Source organism: Pseudidiomarina tainanensis, assembly GCF_004214835.1.
Taxonomy (GTDB): domain Bacteria; phylum Pseudomonadota; class Gammaproteobacteria; order Enterobacterales; family Alteromonadaceae; genus Pseudidiomarina; species Pseudidiomarina tainanensis.
This window is the reverse complement of record NZ_PIQJ01000001.1, coordinates 1,743,949-1,762,872: the sequence shown is the minus strand read 5'-3', so window position 1 is coordinate 1,762,872 and position 18,924 is coordinate 1,743,949. Positions and strand designations below refer to the sequence as shown.

Sequence of the window (18,924 nt, the reverse complement as noted above, 5' to 3'; positions counted from 1 at the left end):
GATCCATTCCGAACTCAGTAGTGAAACGCTTCAGCGCCGATGGTAGTGTGGGGCTTCCCCATGTGAGAGTAGGACACCGCCAGGCTTCAAATACGACGAGACCCCGAGCTAACGCTCGGGGTTTTTTCGTTTACGGACCCAACAGCGCAGCGCACGAACAACGCCTTTCGTCTCTGCCTTCCACTAATATCTAATATCCAATAGCTAATATCGCTCTAGCCTTTCTCTACCGTTCTCATGTAAATAGCCGTATAATCAGCCCATGAACGAAATTGAGACATTCTACGACTTATCCACGCTTCACACCTTTCGACTTCCCGCAAAGGCCGAAAATATCTTGTTTCTGACTCAGCAAGAGCAGCTAACAGAAATACCGGCAGATGCATATGTAATCGGAGGTGGTTCGAATACTATCTTTTTGAATGACTTCAAAAAGCCACTTGTTTGTGTGCGTATTACAGGAATCGAAATAGTAGAAGCTGATGATCATTGGAATGTAAAAGTTGGTGCCGGAGAGAACTGGCATGAACTGGTTTTATGTTTGAATGATAAAGGAATTAATGGTCTCGAAAACTTGGCTTTAATCCCCGGTACTGTTGGTGCTGCACCTGTGCAAAATATTGGTGCGTATGGTCGTGAGGTTGCTGAATTCATTACCAATGTGACTGCATGGGATAGACGGCAACACAAAGTTGTAAACTTTAAACCGATAGACTGTAAATTTGGCTATAGAGATAGCATTTTTAAACAGAACCCAATGCGTTGGGTTATTTTAAAAGTTGAGTTTTCAATGCCGAAAGCCTGGCAACCCGAATTGTCATACGGTGAACTAAAAGCGCTCGATAGCCCAGTTTTACCTACGGATATTTTGAATAAAGTGATAGCGATTCGCTCTGCGAAGTTGCCTGATCCTGCAATTACGCCTAACGCAGGTAGCTTCTTTAAGAACCCAATTATTGCCCGTGCTCACTTCGCTGAACTCCTTCAACGCTTTCCAGCCATACCTCATTTTGATACGCCTAACGGTGACATAAAAATAGCCGCCGGCTGGTTAATCGATAACTTAAACTTGAAGGGGTTTGCAATTGGCGGTGCTGCAGTTCATACCAAGCAGGCTTTAGTACTGGTTAATTCGGGTAACGCCATCGGTAAAGATGTACTTGAGTTAGCGCGTCATATTCAAGCACTGGTTTTTAAAAATTACGGTATAAAGTTAGAAGCTGAGGTTCGGTTGTTAGACGAAAAAGGATTAGTTTCGTTATGAAGCCACAACGTGTAGAAAGAATCACCCAAATAATTGAGATACTTAGTGACGGTCAGTTTCATTCAGGTGAAAAGCTTGGAGCCCAACTCGACGTAAGCCGAACCGCTATTAGCCAATACATTAAAGATGTCCAAGCGCTTGGTATCGATGTTTTTCGTGTAACAGGTAAAGGTTATAAGTTTGCGAATGAGTTAAAGCTTTTACATTTGAATGTAATCTCTGACTTCCTAAACTCGAATCAAGAAAATGCGCAAGATATTCATTTGGAGCGTGTCGTTGGCTCGACTAACGACTTTATTAAACACGCGATTACTCATAACATAGACTCTGGTTATGCAGTATTTTCTGAAGCACAAACAGCTGGGCGTGGGCGTCGCGGCAAACGCTGGGTTTCGCCGTTTGGTAGCAACCTCTACATGAGCATGTATTGGCGCTTAGAGGATGGAATGGGCGCTGCCATGGGCTTGAGTCTAGCTCTGGGAACCGTAATTGCTGAATTGTTGTCAGAGCTGGGCGTTTATGACGTTGAAGTTAAATGGCCAAATGATGTGATTGTTAACGGAAAAAAGTTGGCAGGGATTCTTATCGAACTTGAAGGTCAAGCACTTGGCGTCGCTCATGTAATTATAGGCATCGGCGTAAACATTAAAATGCCAAGTTGGTTAGCAGATCAAATTGATCAACCTTGGACTGATTTGAGTACGTTATTGAATAATAATTTTGATAGAAATCATATCGCAGCGATGCTACTCGCAAAATGCCGGCAGGCCTTAAGAGTTTATGAACAAGAAGGGTTGAAGCCTTTTATCTCACGTTGGCAACGATTCGATAGGTTAGCAATGAAACCAGTTCGAATTATTATGGGAGATAAAGAGTTACATGGTATTGCCGAGGGCATAGACGAAAGCGGTGCGTTATTAGTTAAGCGTGATGGCAAGCTCGAGCGTTTTCACGCAGGAGAGGTAAGTTTACGTTATGGCGCATAAATTATTGATTGATGCGGGTAATACTAGAGTTAAAGTAGCTCTCATGGATTCTGAAGGACATTTAGAGCCCTGGTTAAATGTTAACTATGACGAACTGATTGAGCACAGAGTACCAGATAACATTGAAAGTGTTTGGATAGCTAGTGTCAGCAGCGAAGAGCGTAATAATAGGCTTCATCAGTGGCTTGAGGGTTTTGATAAAGCAATTATTCGTGTTACGACCGAAGCGCAAGCATTTGGTGTTACCAATTCGTACAGCGAGTTTAAAAACCTTGGTGTCGATAGGTGGCTTGCTATTGTTGGAGCTTTTAACGAGCAACCGAAAGCAACGGTGATTATTGATGCCGGCACTGCAATCACTGTCGACTGGGTTGATCAGGAAGGACAGCACTTAGGCGGTTGGATTGCTCCGGGCGTTCACCTAATGAAGCATTCAGTGATTAATCGCGCGCCAGGCGTTTTTGTCGGCTACGAAGGTGACGATCATTGGGGTAAGGCTCATCAACTAGGCCAAAGTACGCCAGATTGTCTATTAAATGGTTGCGTGAATACTTTTGTAGGCCTGGTACGCCAAGCAATCGCAGTTTCCGAAACCGAACTCGATTGGTTTGATTATCGGATTCTATTTAGTGGTGGGTCAATTCCATTATTACCTAATGACTTGAAGCGTCGTGGCGAAGTGCGAAGCGAATTAGTTCTGCAAGGTTTAGCCTGCTACGCGCGGCAATCTTAATCGAACTTACTTAATAAAAAAGCACAGCTTGAAGGCTGTGCTTTTTTGATACTGACTTTATAGCTCCCACAGAGCGACCTATGAAAGCCTTCCGCGGAAATCTTCATAGGTGAATTTTCGAATTAAATCGAATTCACCATTGCGGCGTAAGATACCAATACTCGGATGCTCAACACCATTAAAGAACGATGTTTTCACCATTGTATAGTGCATCATATCTTCAAAAATAAGTCGGTCACCTGGTTGTAATGGTTGTTCGAAACTATACAAACCAATCACATCGCCAGCCAAACATGAGTTACCGCCAAGTTTATAGGTGTGTGGTAAAACTCCTGGTTCTCTAGCGCCGGTGATATTCGGCCGATACGGCATTTCTAAAACGTCAGGCATATGGGCAGTCGCGGAGATATCGAGCAGGGCGATTTGTCCATCATTTTCAATAATATCAACTACTTCAGCGATTAATGGTCCGGTTTGCCAAGCAACCGCAGACCCTGGTTCAAGAATGACCTGGATACTGTAAGTTTCTTGAATGCGCTTCAACTGTTTAATCAAATGCTCAACGTCATAACCTTTGCGGGTCATGAGGTGACCGCCACCAAGATTAAGCCATTTCATTTTATGCAAAAGATGACCGAACTTAGATTCTACAGCAGCTAATGTGCGCTCAAGAGCAAACGAGTCGCACTCACATAGATTGTGAACATGAAGACCATCGATTCCACTAAGGTCCGCATCCGCTAACTCTGCAGCTCGAATACCTAGGCGTGAACCAGGAGCGCTAGGATCATAAAGCTCGGTTTCCGCTTCTTGATGTTCTGGATTCACACGAAGCCCAGCTGAAACACCTGATGCTAGAGTTTGCTCGCGGAAGCGTTGCCATTGCGACAAACTGTTAAATGAGATGTGATGAACGATTGGTAAAAGTTCATCAATATCACTTTGTTTGTAAGCTGGGGCATATGCATGTACTTCACGACCGAACTCTTCCGCTGCTAAACGAGCTTCCCATACAGAGCTTGCAGTGCAGCCTTTTAAGTACTGCTTCACTAGCCCAAAGGTGCTCCACATTGAAAAACCTTTCAGTGCCAAAATAATATCAGCACCGCTTTCCTGTTGAACACGCTGCATCAACTGAAGGTTTCGCTCCAACGCCGCCTCATCACAGACGTAACAAGGCGACGGTATTTCTGATTTCAAAAATGGATTGGTCATGATTCTAACGCTTAAATGGCGATTCAGTTTCCATGACTTTCCATGGTAGGCCATATTTGTTGAGGCGCTCCATGAATTCGTCTGGATCAAACTGCTCCATGTTCCAAACGCCTGGTTTCATCCAATGACCTTGTAGCATCATCGATGCAGCGATCATTGCCGGAACACCTGTCGTGTAGGATACGGCTTGTGCGCCAACTTCAGCGTTACAAACGGCATGGTCACAGTTGTTATAGATAAAGATTGTTTTCTCTTTACCATCTTTGATACCGGTTACATAGGTACCGATACAAGTCATACCGGTGTAGCCTTCAGCAAGTGAACCTGGGTTAGGCAACACGGCTTTAAGAAACTCTAGTGGCACAATTTTCTGGCCTTGGAACTCAATTGGCTGAATAGACGTCATGCCAACATTTTCCAGTACACGCAGGTGAGTCAGATATTGTTCACCGAAAGTCATCCAGAAACGCGCGCGCTTCAACGTTGGGAAGTGCTTCACCAACGACTCGAGCTCTTCGTGGAAGAGTAAGTATGAAGCGCGAACACCAACGCCTGGATAATCTAAATCTTCGCGAACACTGATTGGATCAGTTTCGTGCCATTCACCGTTTTCCCAAAATTTACCGCGTTGAGTAATTTCTCGAATATTAATTTCAGGGTTAAAGTTCGTTGCAAATGCTTGGCCGTGATCACCACCGTTGCAGTCAACGATATCCAAATAATGAACCTCATCGAAATAATGCTTCGCTGCATAAGCAGTGAACACGTTAGTCACACCCGGGTCAAATCCAGCCCCAAGCAAGGCCATGATGCCTTTCTCTTTAAACTTGTCTTGGTATGCCCACTGCCACGAATATTCAAACTTAGCTTCGTCTTTTGGCTCATAGTTTGCAGTATCGAGATAGTGCACGCCGGTCTCAAGACACGCATCCATGATTGGTAAATCTTGATAGGGTAATGCAACGTTGATAACCAAACTCGGTTGAACTTTTCGGATGAGCTCAGCAACTTCACTGGCTTCATCAGCGTCAACTTTGTAGACACCGACGACGCGATCTTTACCGACTTCTTCTTGCAGCATTTCACATTTAGATAATGTGCGACTAGCTAAATGAATTTCCGAAAAATATTCTGGCAACATCGCACATTTTTTTACAACTACACCGGCGACACCGCCTGCACCAATAATTAATACTCGTGACATGTTTAAAATACCCTTTCGTTTTGGGTGAACACAAAGGCTAGAAGATAGCATATTTTTGTTAAGTAAGCATGCTTAGGTGACTATTTTAACAGTGTTTAGCGGGTGAGTTCGAGATATTCGCGGGCAATTTGACGCAACTGATTTTGCATTGTTTGTTGGCTACTGTATCCGTACTTTTGGGTAAGACGGGCTAAATCTTCAGTGACGTTAAGTATCTGTCCAGGTAGAGTGACGCCAGATGCTTTGATTGGATATTTTTTATCGCAAACATTCCAAGCAAACTGCGCTTCGGTGAATGGTAAGTGACCATATGCAAAGCCCACTAATACTGCTCGAGCAATTCGATACATATCAGAGCTGACATTGACGTCGACGTGATTGCGCCAGTCGAGTTCAGCATTACAGTAGTGATGAAGTTTGTCGATGAGTTCACGAACGTCATCATTTAATCCGTAAGCTAAGATCGCATTCGGATAGCCACTTGCCATATTGAGTTTACGGCCTAAACGAACAATTTTGTACGAACTTTGACGCCAAAACTCTAAAACTTCTGGGCTAGCGCCAAAACTCGAGCCGAGCGCATCAATTTGTGCACGTTGCGCTAATTTCTGCAACTCTTTGAGGAGTTCTAAACCGATGCCCTGGCGGCGGACTTTATCGTGCACTGCAACACGAGTGATACGCCACCATTGCCATCTTAAAACATCGGGTTGCTGTAGATAAAAAGCAATCGCCTGTGGAAGTATTTGTCCATTTAATCGGCGCTTCCCATCAACAATGGCTTGTTGCAATGTTGGCGGAAGCTGTCCTTCAACGCTGTACCAAATCACCCCAATAATATTGCTCTGCCGGCGTGCTAAAACGAGTCGTTGTTGTGGATCATCAAGTAGCAATCGCAAATCATTCGGGCTACTTTGATAATGAGCTTCCAATAACAGAGTAATGACTTCTTGTAGATCAGCTTCTGATAACTCACTCGAATGGATGTCTTGATAAGTTGTCGGCGTTGGCGAATGAGTTAAAACCGCGGTATCGATTTCTCTGTGGTGAGCTTGCATAAATAACGCTTGGTTTAACCAATGCTCAACCTCGTCGTGCGTTGACCAGCGCATCGGCTCCGTTAATTCATGTTGCTTACAGATACGTTGCTGTTGCAACCACTCAACAAAACGAATGGCAAAGCCACGGCCGCAACCTTCGTAACCATCAACAGTACTGGCGACTGCCCATACGGTGAAACGTTGCACCAATTGTTGCAGTACATGCATTGGGATTGCGGCTGCTTCATCAATGATTAGCCGAACGCTTTGCGGGTTATACTCACTAAGTAGTTTATCCCAAGGAACAAAGCGGACCGACTTAGCTGCATGTTCTAGAAGGGTTGTCGCTGCTGATGGTCGGGGACCCGTCACAACTAACTCTCTACCGCGATAGTTTCGAATCCAAGCTTGGCAGGCGAGACCAAGGGTTGTACTTTTGCCGCGCCCGCGATCAGCCATGAGTATATGACAGGTACCGGGCAAGTCTATCATCGCTTCAATAATAGCCTTTTGCGTATTACTGGGAAAATTCTGAGGCTTAGCCTCTGGTAGCGTTGCTGTAGCAAGCTCTCGGGTCAGTTTTTTTAAGTCGGTATTTGGTTGAATGAGTTCAATTCGGGCAAAGTTTGTGCTCGTTGCCAATAGGCGGTTTTTAAATGCTGTTGTTTGCTGTGGTAGAAAAACAAATAGTATACCGCCACCATTTACGGTTCCCGCTAATGCTGCTAGGGCGTCGGCATGAATGGTTTCGGTAAACTCTAGTAACACGAAGTCATTCGAGGTGCCCAAGTAATCGCGATAACGATGCATTGCTATTGTGTTGCTGTTGCTTTCAGATAGATATAGAACATCTGGCAGTTGTCGCATAATGGCGCTTTTATGAAAAGCCTGCCAATCCTGAGGGCCATCAAACAAAAAGACTGCTCGAACACGAGCAGTCTTTAAGTGGTGCGCAATTCGAATTAAACCCATGAATTAAATGATCGAAATTGCGAAGAATTTAGTTAATACCGTATTAATAAATACTACCGCAAGTATCAATGGTATGAACGTTCCTATCGCAAAGCTTACGTATTTTTCTAACCATGATGTTGCGTATGCTTGATTGCCTTCGCTCAATTCGGCAGTTAATTGACTGCGTTTCCAACGGAAGCGAACAAACAGACAAATCAGTAATCCATTCAACGGTAATATCGTATCGTAAAATACATCATAGATGACATCAAAAACGGATTTGTCAGCACCCGCGTAGCTCGTAAATGCAGTAAACCACGGGACTAAACCGAATGATGTCGCCGCAATTAGTGTGAGTATGGTAATTGCGACTCCCATCACTAATAAGGCTTTTTTACGCGAGATATCGCGTTTTTCCATCAACGACGATGTTGGTACTTCAATAATCGATACTAACGATGTAATAGCTGCCACAAACGCTAATAAAAAGAAAATTGTTGCGGCAACGCTGGCAGCGAAGTAACCGACTGATTCAGATAATGCTAAGAAAATATTCGGGAAGAATGAAAAAATCATACTGACCGAGGAGTCACTCAATGAGTCTGGGTTCGTATCAGGGTAGATCGCGAAGATAGCTGGTAACGTCATCAAGCCTGCAATAAATGCAACGGCAGTATCAGTAATAGCAACAAGTTTGCCTGAAGTCACAATGTCATCGCTACGGCGGAAATAAGAACCGTAGGTAATCAAAATACCCATCCCTAGCGATAATGAGAAAAATGCCTGTGCTAAAGCTCCGTTAATTACCGAACCAGTAATTTGACTAAAATCTGGAACCAAGTAGAACTGAACTCCGGCCCATGCGTTGTCTAATGTCAGAACGAAAATGACTAACAATATGAGCATCAAAAACAATGTAGGCATCAGAATTTTTGAGGCGCGTTCTATCCCTTTACGCACACCACCAACTAATATGAAGTTAATGATGATCGTTACGCCCACTAGATACCAAATGAAATCATAGTCATTGACGAAGCGGCCAAAATAGCCTTCGCTGGCCAATGCATCTAAGTTTCCTAGCAATGATTGGACGAGGTAACCAAAAATCCACACGGTAATAACCATGTAAAAAACGGCAATCATAAATGGCGTAATGGTTGCCAATAGACCAGCGAAACGCCAGCGTTTCATGCCTTGTCCGAGTTCAGCGTAAGCTTTGTAGGGGCTATGTTGTGCGCGCCGACCAAGACCCATTTCTGCCAGCATGACCGGTAAACAAATAAACGCTACAAAAAAAGCGTAGATTAGTAAGAACGCGCCACCACCATTTTTGGTAGCCGCAACAGGAAAGCCAACAAGGTTACCAATACCTACCGCAGAACCGGCGGCAGCGAGAATAAAACCAATTTTTGAGCTGAAATGCTCACGAGATGCGCTCATAGAGAGAACCCTTGCTATTCGTTATTATAATGGTTTGCAAACCGCCCAATCCTAGCGCATGCGCTTACCGCGGGCAAGCAGACCAGACCAAACGCTAAAAATATGCGGTTTGAGTCAAGTCCGCTCAGAATTACGAGAACCAACGCAGTAGCTTTTGCTTAAACGATGTGTAAGGTGGATAGCGAAATTTAGGATCTATCGTGAAAGGTCGGGTCATCACTGATTTCATATGGCTGAATGTATCGAAACCAAATTTACCGTGATAACGCCCCATGCCACTTGAGCCAACACCTCCAAATGGTAGCTCGGGATTCAGCATAAACATTAATGTATCATTATTGCATTGATTACCCGCATGCGTATGCTCAGTGAGTTGTTTTAATTGTCGGCCTGATTTACTGAAACCGTATAATGCCAGAGGCTTGTCACGGTTTTGAATAAAGTCGATAGCCTCGGCTAAATTCTTAATTTTTAGCACGGGCAAAATCGGTCCGAAAATCTCGTCTTGCATGACCTTACTTTCCGGTTCAACATCGCATAGCACGGTCGGCTGAATATAACGATCATCACCGTCAAACTCACCACCAAAGGCAAGTCGACCATCTTTTAAGTAGCCTACCAGTCTATCGAAATGCTGTCGGTTAACAATCCTGCCATAATCATCGGCATGCTGCGGATCCTCGCCAAAAAATTCATCGCAGCAATGTTTTAGGGCGGCGATAAATTCGTCATGCTTTGCTTCGTCTATCAATACGTAGTCGGGTGCAATACAGGTTTGGCCAGCGTTAATCCATTTACCCCAAGCGATACGTCGCGCGGCTACGGCAATATCTGCATCAGCAAGCACGACAGCTGGGCTTTTACCTCCTAACTCTAACGTTACAGGAGTCAGATGTTCCGCGGCCGCTCGCATTACAATACGGCCAACACGTCCGCCACCGGTATACATGATGTGATCAAATCTGTGACGTAGTAGTTCTGAGGCGACCTCGGCGCCGCCGGTGATAACCTGAAACGTCTCGGCGGCTAGATAGTCAGGTAAAAGGCGCTCAATGAGTGTCGCTGTTTTTGGCGATAGTTCTGAGGGCTTTACAATCGCACAGTTACCTGCAGCAATCGCGGCTACAAGAGGGCTTAACAATAACTGGATTGGATAATTCCAAGCGCCAATGATTAGCACGACGCCCAGTGGTTCTGGGTGTAAATAACTTTTCCCTGGCCACGCTAACAATGGCTGGCGAACCCGTTGTGGTTTCATCCAGCCACTTAAGTGATGGAGCGTATGTTTAATGTCACTTTTCAAAAAGCCAAGTTCAGTCAGCCAGCCTTCGGCAGATGATTTTCCCAGATCGTGCTGTAGAGCCTCAAGAAACTCATTTTCATGCTCATCGAGCATAAGTTGAAGTTGCTGCAATTGTTGTTTACGCCAAGCGTGAGGCTTGGTTAAACCACTATGGTAAGTTGTTCGTAATTTTGCTAAACACTGTTCAATGTGTTGATTCATGCAAAGCCACCCAAGGTGATATTTTTAGTTTCTTGATACTCCGCCAACCCATAGCGAGAGCCTTCGCGTCCGATACCGGACTCTTTAACTCCGCCAAAAGCATTATAGGCATGCGAAATTGCACCAGCATTTATTCCCAACATTCCACACTCCAGTTGTTCACTAACGCGTTGAATTCGGGTGTAGTCTTGTGCACAAAAATAGCCGGCTAAGCCAAAGGGGGTATCGTTTGCGCGGGATACGCCTTGTGCTTCGTCGGTAAAGGTTTGTACCGCGACAACAGGTCCAAAGATTTCTTCTTGTGCAATACGCATGGATGGTTTTACACCAGTGATAAGGGTTGGTGCAAAGAATAATTCGCCAAGCGCATCTAAAACGTTACCGCCAGCGAGAATCGTGGCGCCTTGTTGCTCAGCATCATCAAGTAGCTCTTTTACCTTAGTTATCGCATCGCCATTAATTAGTGGACCATAATCGACTTCTTCGGCGTCTCCAGCAGCCACTTTAAGTTTCCCAAGCGCTTGCTTAAGTTTATCGATAAATGCATCGTGTACCGATTCTTGCACTAACACGCGATTAGCACTGATGCAGGTCTGTCCCGCATTGCGGAATTTGCAGGCTATTAACTCACGCGCCGCCAAATCAATATCGGCATCATCAAACACTATAAATGGTGCGTTGCCACCTAGTTCCAAGGATACCTTTTTCATAGTTTGTGAGCATTGTTCCATTAAGGCCTTGCCAACTGAGGTAGAGCCGGTAAACGTGAACTTTTTAACTTGAGGGTGTTGAGTAAATACCTCTCCCACGTCTTTTGCTTGAGTTGACGGAACAAAATTAATAACGCCATCAGGGATACCGACTTCGCTGGCGAGCTGGGCTAGTGCTAATGCCGAAAGTGGTGTTAATTGCGGTGGTTTAATCACGATGGTGCAGCCCGCAGCAAGCGCTGGAGCTACTTTTCGAGTGATCATCGCATTAGGGAAGTTCCACGGTGTAATGGCGGCACATACGCCAACGGGTTGTTTAATTATCCAACTGCGTTTGTCCTGAGAAGCAACTGGAAGAATGTCACCATAACAGCGCTCAGCCTCACCAGCGAACCAATCGACAAAGCTTGCACCATATTCGATTTCACCAATCGCCTCAGCTATTGGTTTGCCTTGCTCTGCGCTCATTAATTCACCAAGCGCCTGCTTGTTGTCCAACATGCTTTGGTACCAGCGTCGTAGTAGATCCGCTCGCTGTTTCGGAGTCTTTTCACGCCAATGACCAAGCGCCTTATGTGCAGCTTCTACGGCGCGCTCTGCCATTGCAGCGTCGCCATCCGCAACCTCAGCAAGCGTTTCACCTGTGGCTGGGTTGGTTACCGCGAAGCGTTTGTCCGTTGGTATCCAATGACCATCAATAAACGCATTAGTTTGAATGAGTGAACGCATGGTATGTGTCGACATGACTACTCCCAATTTTATGAATGTATAAGTCAGTATTAGGGTTATACGGCAGAACTTCAATGCTAGTTTAACTTGTGTTTATTTAACAATTGGCGTATAGTTCGCCGCCTCAGGGTCATTACCGCTATTGATGGGAGCGGACTTACCCCTGAATTTGTTGGGGTAAACAGCGCCTAATTTCCTGCCAGAGTGTTCATCGTGTTCTGTAGCTGGGCGTATATCCCCTTATATGCAATACAGAAACATGTGAGAAAAATATGTCTGAAGTAATGACTGGCCAATCGTTTGCCGATTTGGCCCTGCCTGCTGTTGTGCTTAAACAGCTTGAGAAAATGAATTTCACCCAACCAACTCCTATTCAGTTGCAAGCCATTCCAGCCCTTATTGAAGGCAAAAATGTACTTGGCGAAGCGCAAACCGGTACCGGTAAAACTGCTGCCTTTGGTTTACCAGGTTTAGCAGCAATTGATACCAAAGAACGCGCTACTCAGATGCTAGTTGTTGCGCCGACGCGTGAACTTGCTATTCAAGTAGCGGAAGCAGTTGCTGAGTTCGGCCAACAAATGCGAGGCCTCGAAGTCGCAACTGTGTATGGTGGTGCAGCATTTGGTCCGCAAATTAAAGCGCTTCGTGGCGGTGCTCATGTTGTTGTAGGAACACCAGGACGTTTACTAGATTTATTAAACAAAGGTGTGTTGAATTTAAGCGCACTGCGTTTAGCTGTTCTTGATGAAGCTGATGAAATGCTCAATATGGGTTTCATCGAAGATATCGAAACCATTATGGGTGCGGTACCAAACACCGCGCAACGCGCATTGTTTTCAGCAACTATGCCACCTGCAATTCGTAAACTTGCGAAGACATTCCTTGTTACCGAAGCGGGTGAGCAGCCATTAAATATTCAAATCGCGGCAATTGAAAAAGCCAAAGCGACCATTCGCCAGCGCGCATGGTTAGTGCGTGGCTTGAGTAAAATGCAGGCATTGACGCGACTGTTGGAAACCTTGGACTATCAACGTGTTTTGATTTTCGTTCGGACGCGCTCAGATACCATGGACGTGACTGAGCAGTTGCAAGCATCAGGTTTTAAAGCATCACCGTTAAGTGGAGATTTAAACCAAGCACAGCGTGAGCAAACAGTCGCGCAATTGCGTAGCGGTCGTATTGAGATTTTGGTAGCAACTGACGTTGTAGCGCGCGGCCTTGATGTGCCGGAAATTACTCACGTTGTGAACTACGATTTACCAGGCGATAGCGAATCTTACGTTCACCGTATTGGTCGTACTGGTCGTGCTGGACGCAGCGGTGAAGCAATTTTGTTCTATCGTAACAAAGAAAAACACTTGCTTCGCACCTATGAGCGCTTGACCAACGGTACTATCGAGTATTTTGAAGTTCCGAACGCGAAAGAATTGAGCACCCATCGCCAACAGAAGTTGCAAGAGCAAATCGTCGCAACAGTTGCGGGCGGTCAATTTAATGAATTGAACGATATTATTGCAAAAATGCAGGCTGATACTGGTTTGTCGGCAGAGCAAATTGCCGCAGCCTTGTTAGCTCAACAAAATTCACAGCGTCCGTTGATTGTTGCGGATGACCCAGCGCCGCGCAAATTTGAAGAGCGCGCAGATCGTCGCGGTAAACGCGATGCTCGTGATGGTCGTGAGGGTCGTGAAAAACGTAGCCCACGAGATCGTCGTGATGCGAATGTCGAATTCGATACTTACCGTATCCAAGTCGGTCGCGAGCATGGCGCGCGTCCGCAAGATATTGTGGGTGCGATTGCGAACGAAGCAGATATCGACAGCCGTTTTATCGGTCAAATTCAATTGTTTGATGGCCATAGCTTGGTTGAATTGCCAAAAGGTATGCCGACAGCTGTCGTCCGTGTACTGCAACGTGCACGTGTACGTCAGCAACAAATGGGTCTTGAATTAGCGCCGGGTGAGCAAATTACTCGTCGTCCACGTCCACCTGCTGGTGAGCGTCCACCGTTTAAAGGCGCGCAGCGTCGCGGTGATAAAGGTGGTCGCGGTAATGCTGGGGAACGCCGCGGCCGTCGCGCTCAGTAATCGTTATTGATATCCAGCCTGATGATTCACACGAATCATTAGGCTGGTGTCATATCCCCAATTTTCAGCTTTTTGTAGCAATTCCTCGAGCATGGCTTCAGGTATTTCTGGTGTGCGCGCAAGCACCCAAAAATAGTCATGACTATCACTCGTAATGACAGCTAAGGTATATTTACCAGCGCTATTCGATTGCAATTCACTAATATAGTAACCGCCATAAAACGGCCAAAAGAAGGTCACTTTATACATTGCAGTTCCAACCGGCTTCGCATGGCCGATAGCCGTTTCCCATTCACCAAGCTCAACGTTATAACCGCGATTGGTAACTTCAAGCGTGCCGTCGCTATTTAATCGATATTCAGCTGTAACCCGCTCCAAATCCTCTTCAAAGCTATGTGGCAGACGAACAATTTCATACCATTTGCCAAGATAGTTGTCTGCGTCAAATTGCTCGATAACTGGTGCTACCGGCGCTGGTTTACTCGTACAACCAAATAAAAAAATACTGGTAAACAACACGGCTATGAACTTATTCATTTCAATTTCCTTTATAACGAGTCGACCTGCGATAAATAAAAGCGAGCTTGTTTTAATAACTCTTGTTTATCCGATTCATCACGCTTATCCCATTGATTTAAGATTAGCCCCATTCGTCCATTATTACGAAGCTGTTTTTTATGAGTTTCAATAAAGTGCCAATATAGGCTGTTAAAAGGACAAGCATTTTCACCAACTCGTTGGTTCACATCGTAATGACAACTCTGGCAATAATTCGACATTTTATTGATATAAGAACCACTCGAGATGTATGGCTTAGTCGCGAGAATACCACCATCAGCAAACTGACTCATGCCGCGAGTATTGGGTAATTCTACCCATTGTAAGGCATCGATATAGATACCCAGATACCATGCATCTACCTCATCAGGAGCAACGCCACTAAGCAGGGCAAAGTTGCCGGTAACCATGAGACGCTGAATGTGATGCGCATAGCTAAACTTTAGCGACTGCTCGATACTCTTCGCCATGCATTGCATTTTTGTTTTAGCAGTCCAATAGTAGGCTGGTAGCTTTGCGCTATGCTCGAAGAAGTTGGTGGTAGAATAGTTCGGCATATGGTGCCAATAAATCGCTCTAATAAACTCTCGCCAACCAATAATTTGCCTTACGAAACCCTCAATTTGAGCCTCGTTAACTTGTGCGCGATGGTCTTGCCAATAATTAATTGCTCGTTCGACAACCTCACGGGGAGAGATCATTTTCGTGTTTAATGAAAACGATAGACGCGCGTGAAATAACGACCAGTAGTCAGTATGCATGGCATCCTGATAACGGCCGAAATTCGCCAATAGTTTATCGATAAAGTAGTCGAGTAGTTGCCGCGATTCTGCTCGGGTGGTGGGCCAAATAAAACGCTCAGGGTCAATCTCACCAATCGTTTTAACCTGAGCTTTCGTCAGCATTGCAACAATGTCGGTCACGTCGTGAGAGAACATCAATGGAGCTGGCACATCGTGCTTATCTGCTAACTTATGACGATTTTCTTTATCGAAATTCCACTTGCCTCCGATGGGTTTGTCATGCTCCATCAGATAGCCGGATTGTTTGCGAATGCGTCGATAAAAGGATTCCATCAAAAAATTATCTTTACCAGGAAACCAGTCATGCAAAACACTGCGTTGTGTTAAGAAATGCTCAGTATCGAACCAGCTCACTTGAATGGATTGCTGCTCAGCCCAAGCTTGCAAATAGCAGTCTACTCGATATTCGTCAGGTTGTTGAAGGTGAACATGGGCGACACTCGGCAGCTTTTCTAATAAGCCAGTTAAGTTTTCGGTCACGCTTTGGTGATTGTGTGGGTCGTCAAGGCGTATATATAAAACAGAATGCCCAGCCGTGCTTAATGCCTGCGCAAAGTTACGCATTGCAGCGAAAAAACCAACAACTTTTTGAATGTGATGGTTCGCATAATCCGTTTCTTCACACACTTCCATAAGAATAATCAAGCGTTGTGGGTTAACGGTTTTAAACCAACTATGACTCGCATTTAATTGATCACCCAAAACCAATGCGAGGCTGGTAATCGAATCGTCAGGCAGGTGATTAAAATCAAAACTGCCGATTGCGTGAGAGGTGGAATGGCTGGTCATCTGTTAAATCTACGCTAAGTTATAGGGAATCATTGCTAAATACGTGTTTTAACATAGCGAGATCACTGAAAATTTGGCATTATGCGTCTATTAAATTAGTTAACCCTCAGGCAGGAACATCATGCAGCCAGTTAATATTATTTGTATCAAATGGGGCAACAAATACGGCTCGGATTACGTCAATACCTTGTATTCGATGGTGAGTCGCAATATTTCATTGCCATATCGTTTTGTTTGCTTCACTGATGACGCAGAAGGTATTCGCGATGAAGTTGAAGTAAAGCCAATTCCGGAGATTGGTTTTGAAGATTTTGACCAGCGCAAGCCATGGACGTTTGCGCATGGATGGCTGAAATTAACCTGTTTCGCCGATCCGCTCTATGATTTACAAGGACAGACGCTGTTCCTTGATCTTGATATCGTCATTGTGGGTAGCTTAGACGAGTTCTTTGAACCTGAAGGTGATTTTTTAGTTATCAAAGAGTGGGATAAATCAGATGCGACCGGAAATACGTCAGTATTCCGTTTCAATATCGGTGCTCACGTTGATGCTTTGGAACATTTGAAAGCCGATCCAGTTGGCTCTCGTAAAGATGTGCGTAATGAGCAAGAATTTATTACTCAATTCGTTGCCCGCCAAGGGAAATTGAAGTATTGGCCTGCGCAGTGGTGCCGTAGCTTTAAACGCCATTGTTTGCGTCCATTCCCGTTAAGTTTCTTTCAGCAGCCGCGGATTCCTGAGGGCGCTAAAGTGATTATTTTCCATGGTCGCCCACATCCAGATGATGCTGTTGCCGGACGTAGCGGCAAATGGTACCGCAAGGTACTGCCAACGACGTGGATTAAAGACTACTGGCGTTAAGCGGGAATGACTTTTTGGTATAAGCTGCTTATGCGCCTCGCGACACCTTTGGTTTTTATATACCTTTGGTTACGTGGGGCGAAAGCGCCTGCTTACCGCAAGCGATGGGCTGAGCGACTTGCTCGTCAGAATGTTCCAGCACAAGCACGTGACGGTCTCGTTATCCATTGTGTTTCGGTGGGGGAAACTGTAGCCGCGCGAGGCCTGATCGAAAGCACCTTAAACGCTTACCCGCATTTGTCGGTGACGCTGACCTCCATGACGCCTACAGCTGCTGAAATGGCTTATAAACTCTTCGCCGATCGCGTCTTTCATTATTATTTACCGATAGATACCCCCGCCGCAGTATCGCGTTTTCTCGATAAGCTAAGCCCGCGGTTGATAGTCATTCTTGAAACAGAAGTTTGGCCGTGTCTGGTAGAACAGTGCCAGCAGCGTGATATACAGATGTTGGTTGTCAACGCACGTATGTCAGAGCGCTCAATGAAAGGTTATCAGAAGTACCGTTGGTTACTTGGTCCAATTTGGCAAAAGTTGGACTTTGTCGCTGCGCAGAACGAAGTAAGTGCGGAACGGTTTCTATCGCTTGGCGTCCCATCTGATATGCTCGCTGTGCGCGGCAACCTGAAACATGATTTTCAAATACCTGAACACGTACAGCAAGAGGCCAAGCGTTGGCGCGATACTTTAAGCCGCCCCGTGCTGGTTGCTGCAAGTACACATGATGGTGAAGACGCACAAATTCTTGAAGCCTTTAAGGTAACACTTAAGCAATATCCGCAAGCTCTCTTGATTTTAGTGCCACGTCATCCGGAGCGTTTCGATGCAGTCGCACGTTTGGTAAAACAGCAGCAATTCAATTTGGTTAGGCGCAGCGATAAGCAGACTGTGCAATCGACACATCAAGTGTTTCTTGCTGACTCTATGGGCGAGTTATTGCTTTGGTATGCGGTCGCTGATGTTGCTTTTGTTGGCGGGAGTTTGATTGAGCGAGGAGGGCACAATCCTCTTGAACCAATCGCAACCAAAACCCCCGTTGTTTCAGGCATGAATGTATTCAATTTCGACGAGATTTATGCACGTTTAAAAGCCGCCCATGGCGTGCAAATGGTTGCTAACTCAGAAGAACTCGCGGACATTTGGTGTACTTGGCTGACTCATCCTGAACAAGCAGCTGCTTGCGCCGAACAAGCGTTTAACGAGTTTGCCAACGATCAAGGGGCAACGGCGACCATTTTAGAAGATATCAAACGGTTTTTACCGTCGACAGAGACGGCTGGAACAGTGAGGACAATGTCGATGATTAAAACAATTAACCCGAATAGCAACACAGAAATTTGGTACGACCCAGCTATTCTTGATGATTGTACGACCGAACATTTTGAAGCTGGATATTGGCAGCGCTTGAATAAAGTGAAGGGCTCCGCTACGGGCCGCAGTACGGCATTTTTTGTTGATGCAGGCACACATGGTTTATTGCTGCGGCATTATTATCGCGGTGGCTTAGTCGGTAAATTTAATAAGGATCGGTTCAAGCGCGAGCCGATTGCAAGCAGCCGCGCGATGGCAGAATTCTCGTTATTATTGAAACTGCGAGAATTAAACTTGCCAGTACCGCGCCCAGTTGCGGCGCAATTTACCAAAGCGCCGATATGGGGTTATCGAGCCGATATCTTGGTTGAAGTGATTCCTGGTGCACAAGATGTATTTAAACTGCTGTTACAACAACCACTGACAAGCGCCCACTGGCAACTTCTCGGTGAAACCATTCGACAGCTTCATGATGCGGGCGTTTATCACTCTGATTTAAACTGCCATAACATCATGCTCGATGATACAGGCAAGTGTTGGATAGTCGATTTTGATAAGTGCGGTTTCAGAGCTTTTGGAGAGTGGCACGAGGCTAACTTGCAGCGTCTGCTTCGTTCATTGAATAAAGAGCTGACGAAAGCAAAAGAAGCCAATCAAGCGTTCCACTTTGATGAAACACGAGACTGGCCTCTATTGGTTCAAGGGTATGGAGCGAGCCTATAGCTCCAGCACATC

At 45.4% G+C, this 18,924-nt stretch carries 14 protein-coding genes and 1 rRNA gene; 7 read left to right on the top strand and 8 right to left on the bottom strand.

Annotated elements, in window-relative coordinates; all coding sequences use genetic code 11:
• The 4 genes from rrf to CWI82_RS08565 all read left to right on the top strand — a co-directional run.
• Window positions 1-85, top strand: a 5S ribosomal RNA gene (gene rrf, locus CWI82_RS11585); the annotation flags it as partial.
• A gap of 177 nt (window positions 86-262) precedes the next feature.
• Window positions 263-1,264 (top strand): UDP-N-acetylmuramate dehydrogenase, encoded by a 1,002-nt coding sequence (murB, locus tag CWI82_RS08575; RefSeq protein ID WP_130203167.1) that lies wholly within the window; start codon window positions 263-265, stop codon window positions 1,262-1,264.
• Window positions 1,261-2,250: a bifunctional biotin--[acetyl-CoA-carboxylase] ligase/biotin operon repressor BirA gene (birA, locus tag CWI82_RS08570; protein WP_092854071.1), complete on the top strand. Its 990-nt coding sequence runs from the start codon at window positions 1,261-1,263 to the stop codon at window positions 2,248-2,250. The genes murB and birA overlap by 4 nt, the downstream gene beginning before the upstream one ends.
• Window positions 2,240-2,983, top strand: a complete 744-nt coding sequence (locus CWI82_RS08565) for a type III pantothenate kinase (RefSeq protein WP_130203166.1) — start codon at window positions 2,240-2,242, stop codon at window positions 2,981-2,983. Before birA ends, CWI82_RS08565 begins: the two co-directional genes overlap by 11 nt.
• A gap of 78 nt (window positions 2,984-3,061) precedes the next feature.
• Here the strand turns inward: CWI82_RS08565 and nspC are convergent, their stop codons facing one another.
• The 6 genes from nspC to CWI82_RS08535 all read right to left on the bottom strand — a co-directional run bounded on the left by nspC (window position 3,062) and on the right by CWI82_RS08535 (window position 11,794).
• Window positions 3,062-4,198, bottom strand: coding sequence for a carboxynorspermidine decarboxylase (nspC, locus tag CWI82_RS08560; protein WP_092854075.1), 1,137 nt, complete (start codon window positions 4,196-4,198; stop codon window positions 3,062-3,064).
• A 4-nt stretch (window positions 4,199-4,202) separates the two neighbouring features.
• The gene (locus CWI82_RS08555; RefSeq protein ID WP_092854077.1) at window positions 4,203-5,402 is read right to left on the bottom strand and encodes a saccharopine dehydrogenase family protein; all 1,200 of its coding nucleotides are present in this window, start codon (window positions 5,400-5,402) and stop codon (window positions 4,203-4,205) included.
• Window positions 5,403-5,497: 95 nt separating this feature from the next.
• Window positions 5,498-7,414, bottom strand: a complete 1,917-nt coding sequence (locus CWI82_RS08550) for a GNAT family N-acetyltransferase (protein WP_130203165.1) — start codon at window positions 7,412-7,414, stop codon at window positions 5,498-5,500.
• Between the two features lie 3 nt (window positions 7,415-7,417).
• Complete coding sequence (locus tag CWI82_RS08545; RefSeq protein ID WP_130203164.1) at window positions 7,418-8,836, bottom strand: sodium-dependent transporter; 1,419 nt, start codon at window positions 8,834-8,836, stop codon at window positions 7,418-7,420.
• A gap of 130 nt (window positions 8,837-8,966) precedes the next feature.
• Complete coding sequence (locus tag CWI82_RS08540) at window positions 8,967-10,340, bottom strand: aldehyde dehydrogenase family protein (RefSeq protein WP_130203163.1); 1,374 nt, start codon at window positions 10,338-10,340, stop codon at window positions 8,967-8,969.
• The gene (locus tag CWI82_RS08535) at window positions 10,337-11,794 is read right to left on the bottom strand and encodes an NAD-dependent succinate-semialdehyde dehydrogenase (protein WP_233340220.1); all 1,458 of its coding nucleotides are present in this window, start codon (window positions 11,792-11,794) and stop codon (window positions 10,337-10,339) included. The genes CWI82_RS08540 and CWI82_RS08535 overlap by 4 nt, the downstream gene beginning before the upstream one ends.
• 257 nt (window positions 11,795-12,051) lie before the next feature.
• Here CWI82_RS08535 and CWI82_RS08530 point away from each other — a divergent pair, with 257 nt between their 5' ends.
• The gene (locus tag CWI82_RS08530) at window positions 12,052-13,866 is read left to right on the top strand and encodes a DEAD/DEAH box helicase (RefSeq protein ID WP_092854085.1); all 1,815 of its coding nucleotides are present in this window, start codon (window positions 12,052-12,054) and stop codon (window positions 13,864-13,866) included.
• A gap of 3 nt (window positions 13,867-13,869) precedes the next feature.
• Here the strand turns inward: CWI82_RS08530 and CWI82_RS08525 are convergent, their stop codons facing one another.
• Together CWI82_RS08525 and CWI82_RS08520 are read right to left on the bottom strand one after the other, a co-directional pair.
• Window positions 13,870-14,403, bottom strand: coding sequence for a lipocalin family protein (locus CWI82_RS08525; protein WP_092854087.1), 534 nt, complete (start codon window positions 14,401-14,403; stop codon window positions 13,870-13,872).
• Between the two features lie 11 nt (window positions 14,404-14,414).
• Window positions 14,415-16,016 (bottom strand): cryptochrome/photolyase family protein, encoded by a 1,602-nt coding sequence (locus CWI82_RS08520; protein ID WP_130203162.1) that lies wholly within the window; start codon window positions 16,014-16,016, stop codon window positions 14,415-14,417.
• Between the two features lie 121 nt (window positions 16,017-16,137).
• Between CWI82_RS08520 and CWI82_RS08515 the strand changes: the two genes are divergently transcribed.
• Both CWI82_RS08515 and waaA read left to right on the top strand, forming a co-directional pair.
• Window positions 16,138-16,878 carry a glycosyltransferase gene (locus CWI82_RS08515; RefSeq protein WP_092854091.1) on the top strand — a complete coding sequence of 247 codons (741 nt, stop codon included), beginning with the start codon at window positions 16,138-16,140 and terminating at the stop codon, window positions 16,876-16,878.
• A gap of 6 nt (window positions 16,879-16,884) precedes the next feature.
• On the top strand, window positions 16,885-18,912 hold the full coding sequence (waaA, locus tag CWI82_RS08510; RefSeq protein ID WP_130203161.1) for a lipid IV(A) 3-deoxy-D-manno-octulosonic acid transferase: 2,028 nt from the start codon (window positions 16,885-16,887) through the stop codon (window positions 18,910-18,912).
• Window positions 18,913-18,924: the final 12 nt, after the last annotated feature.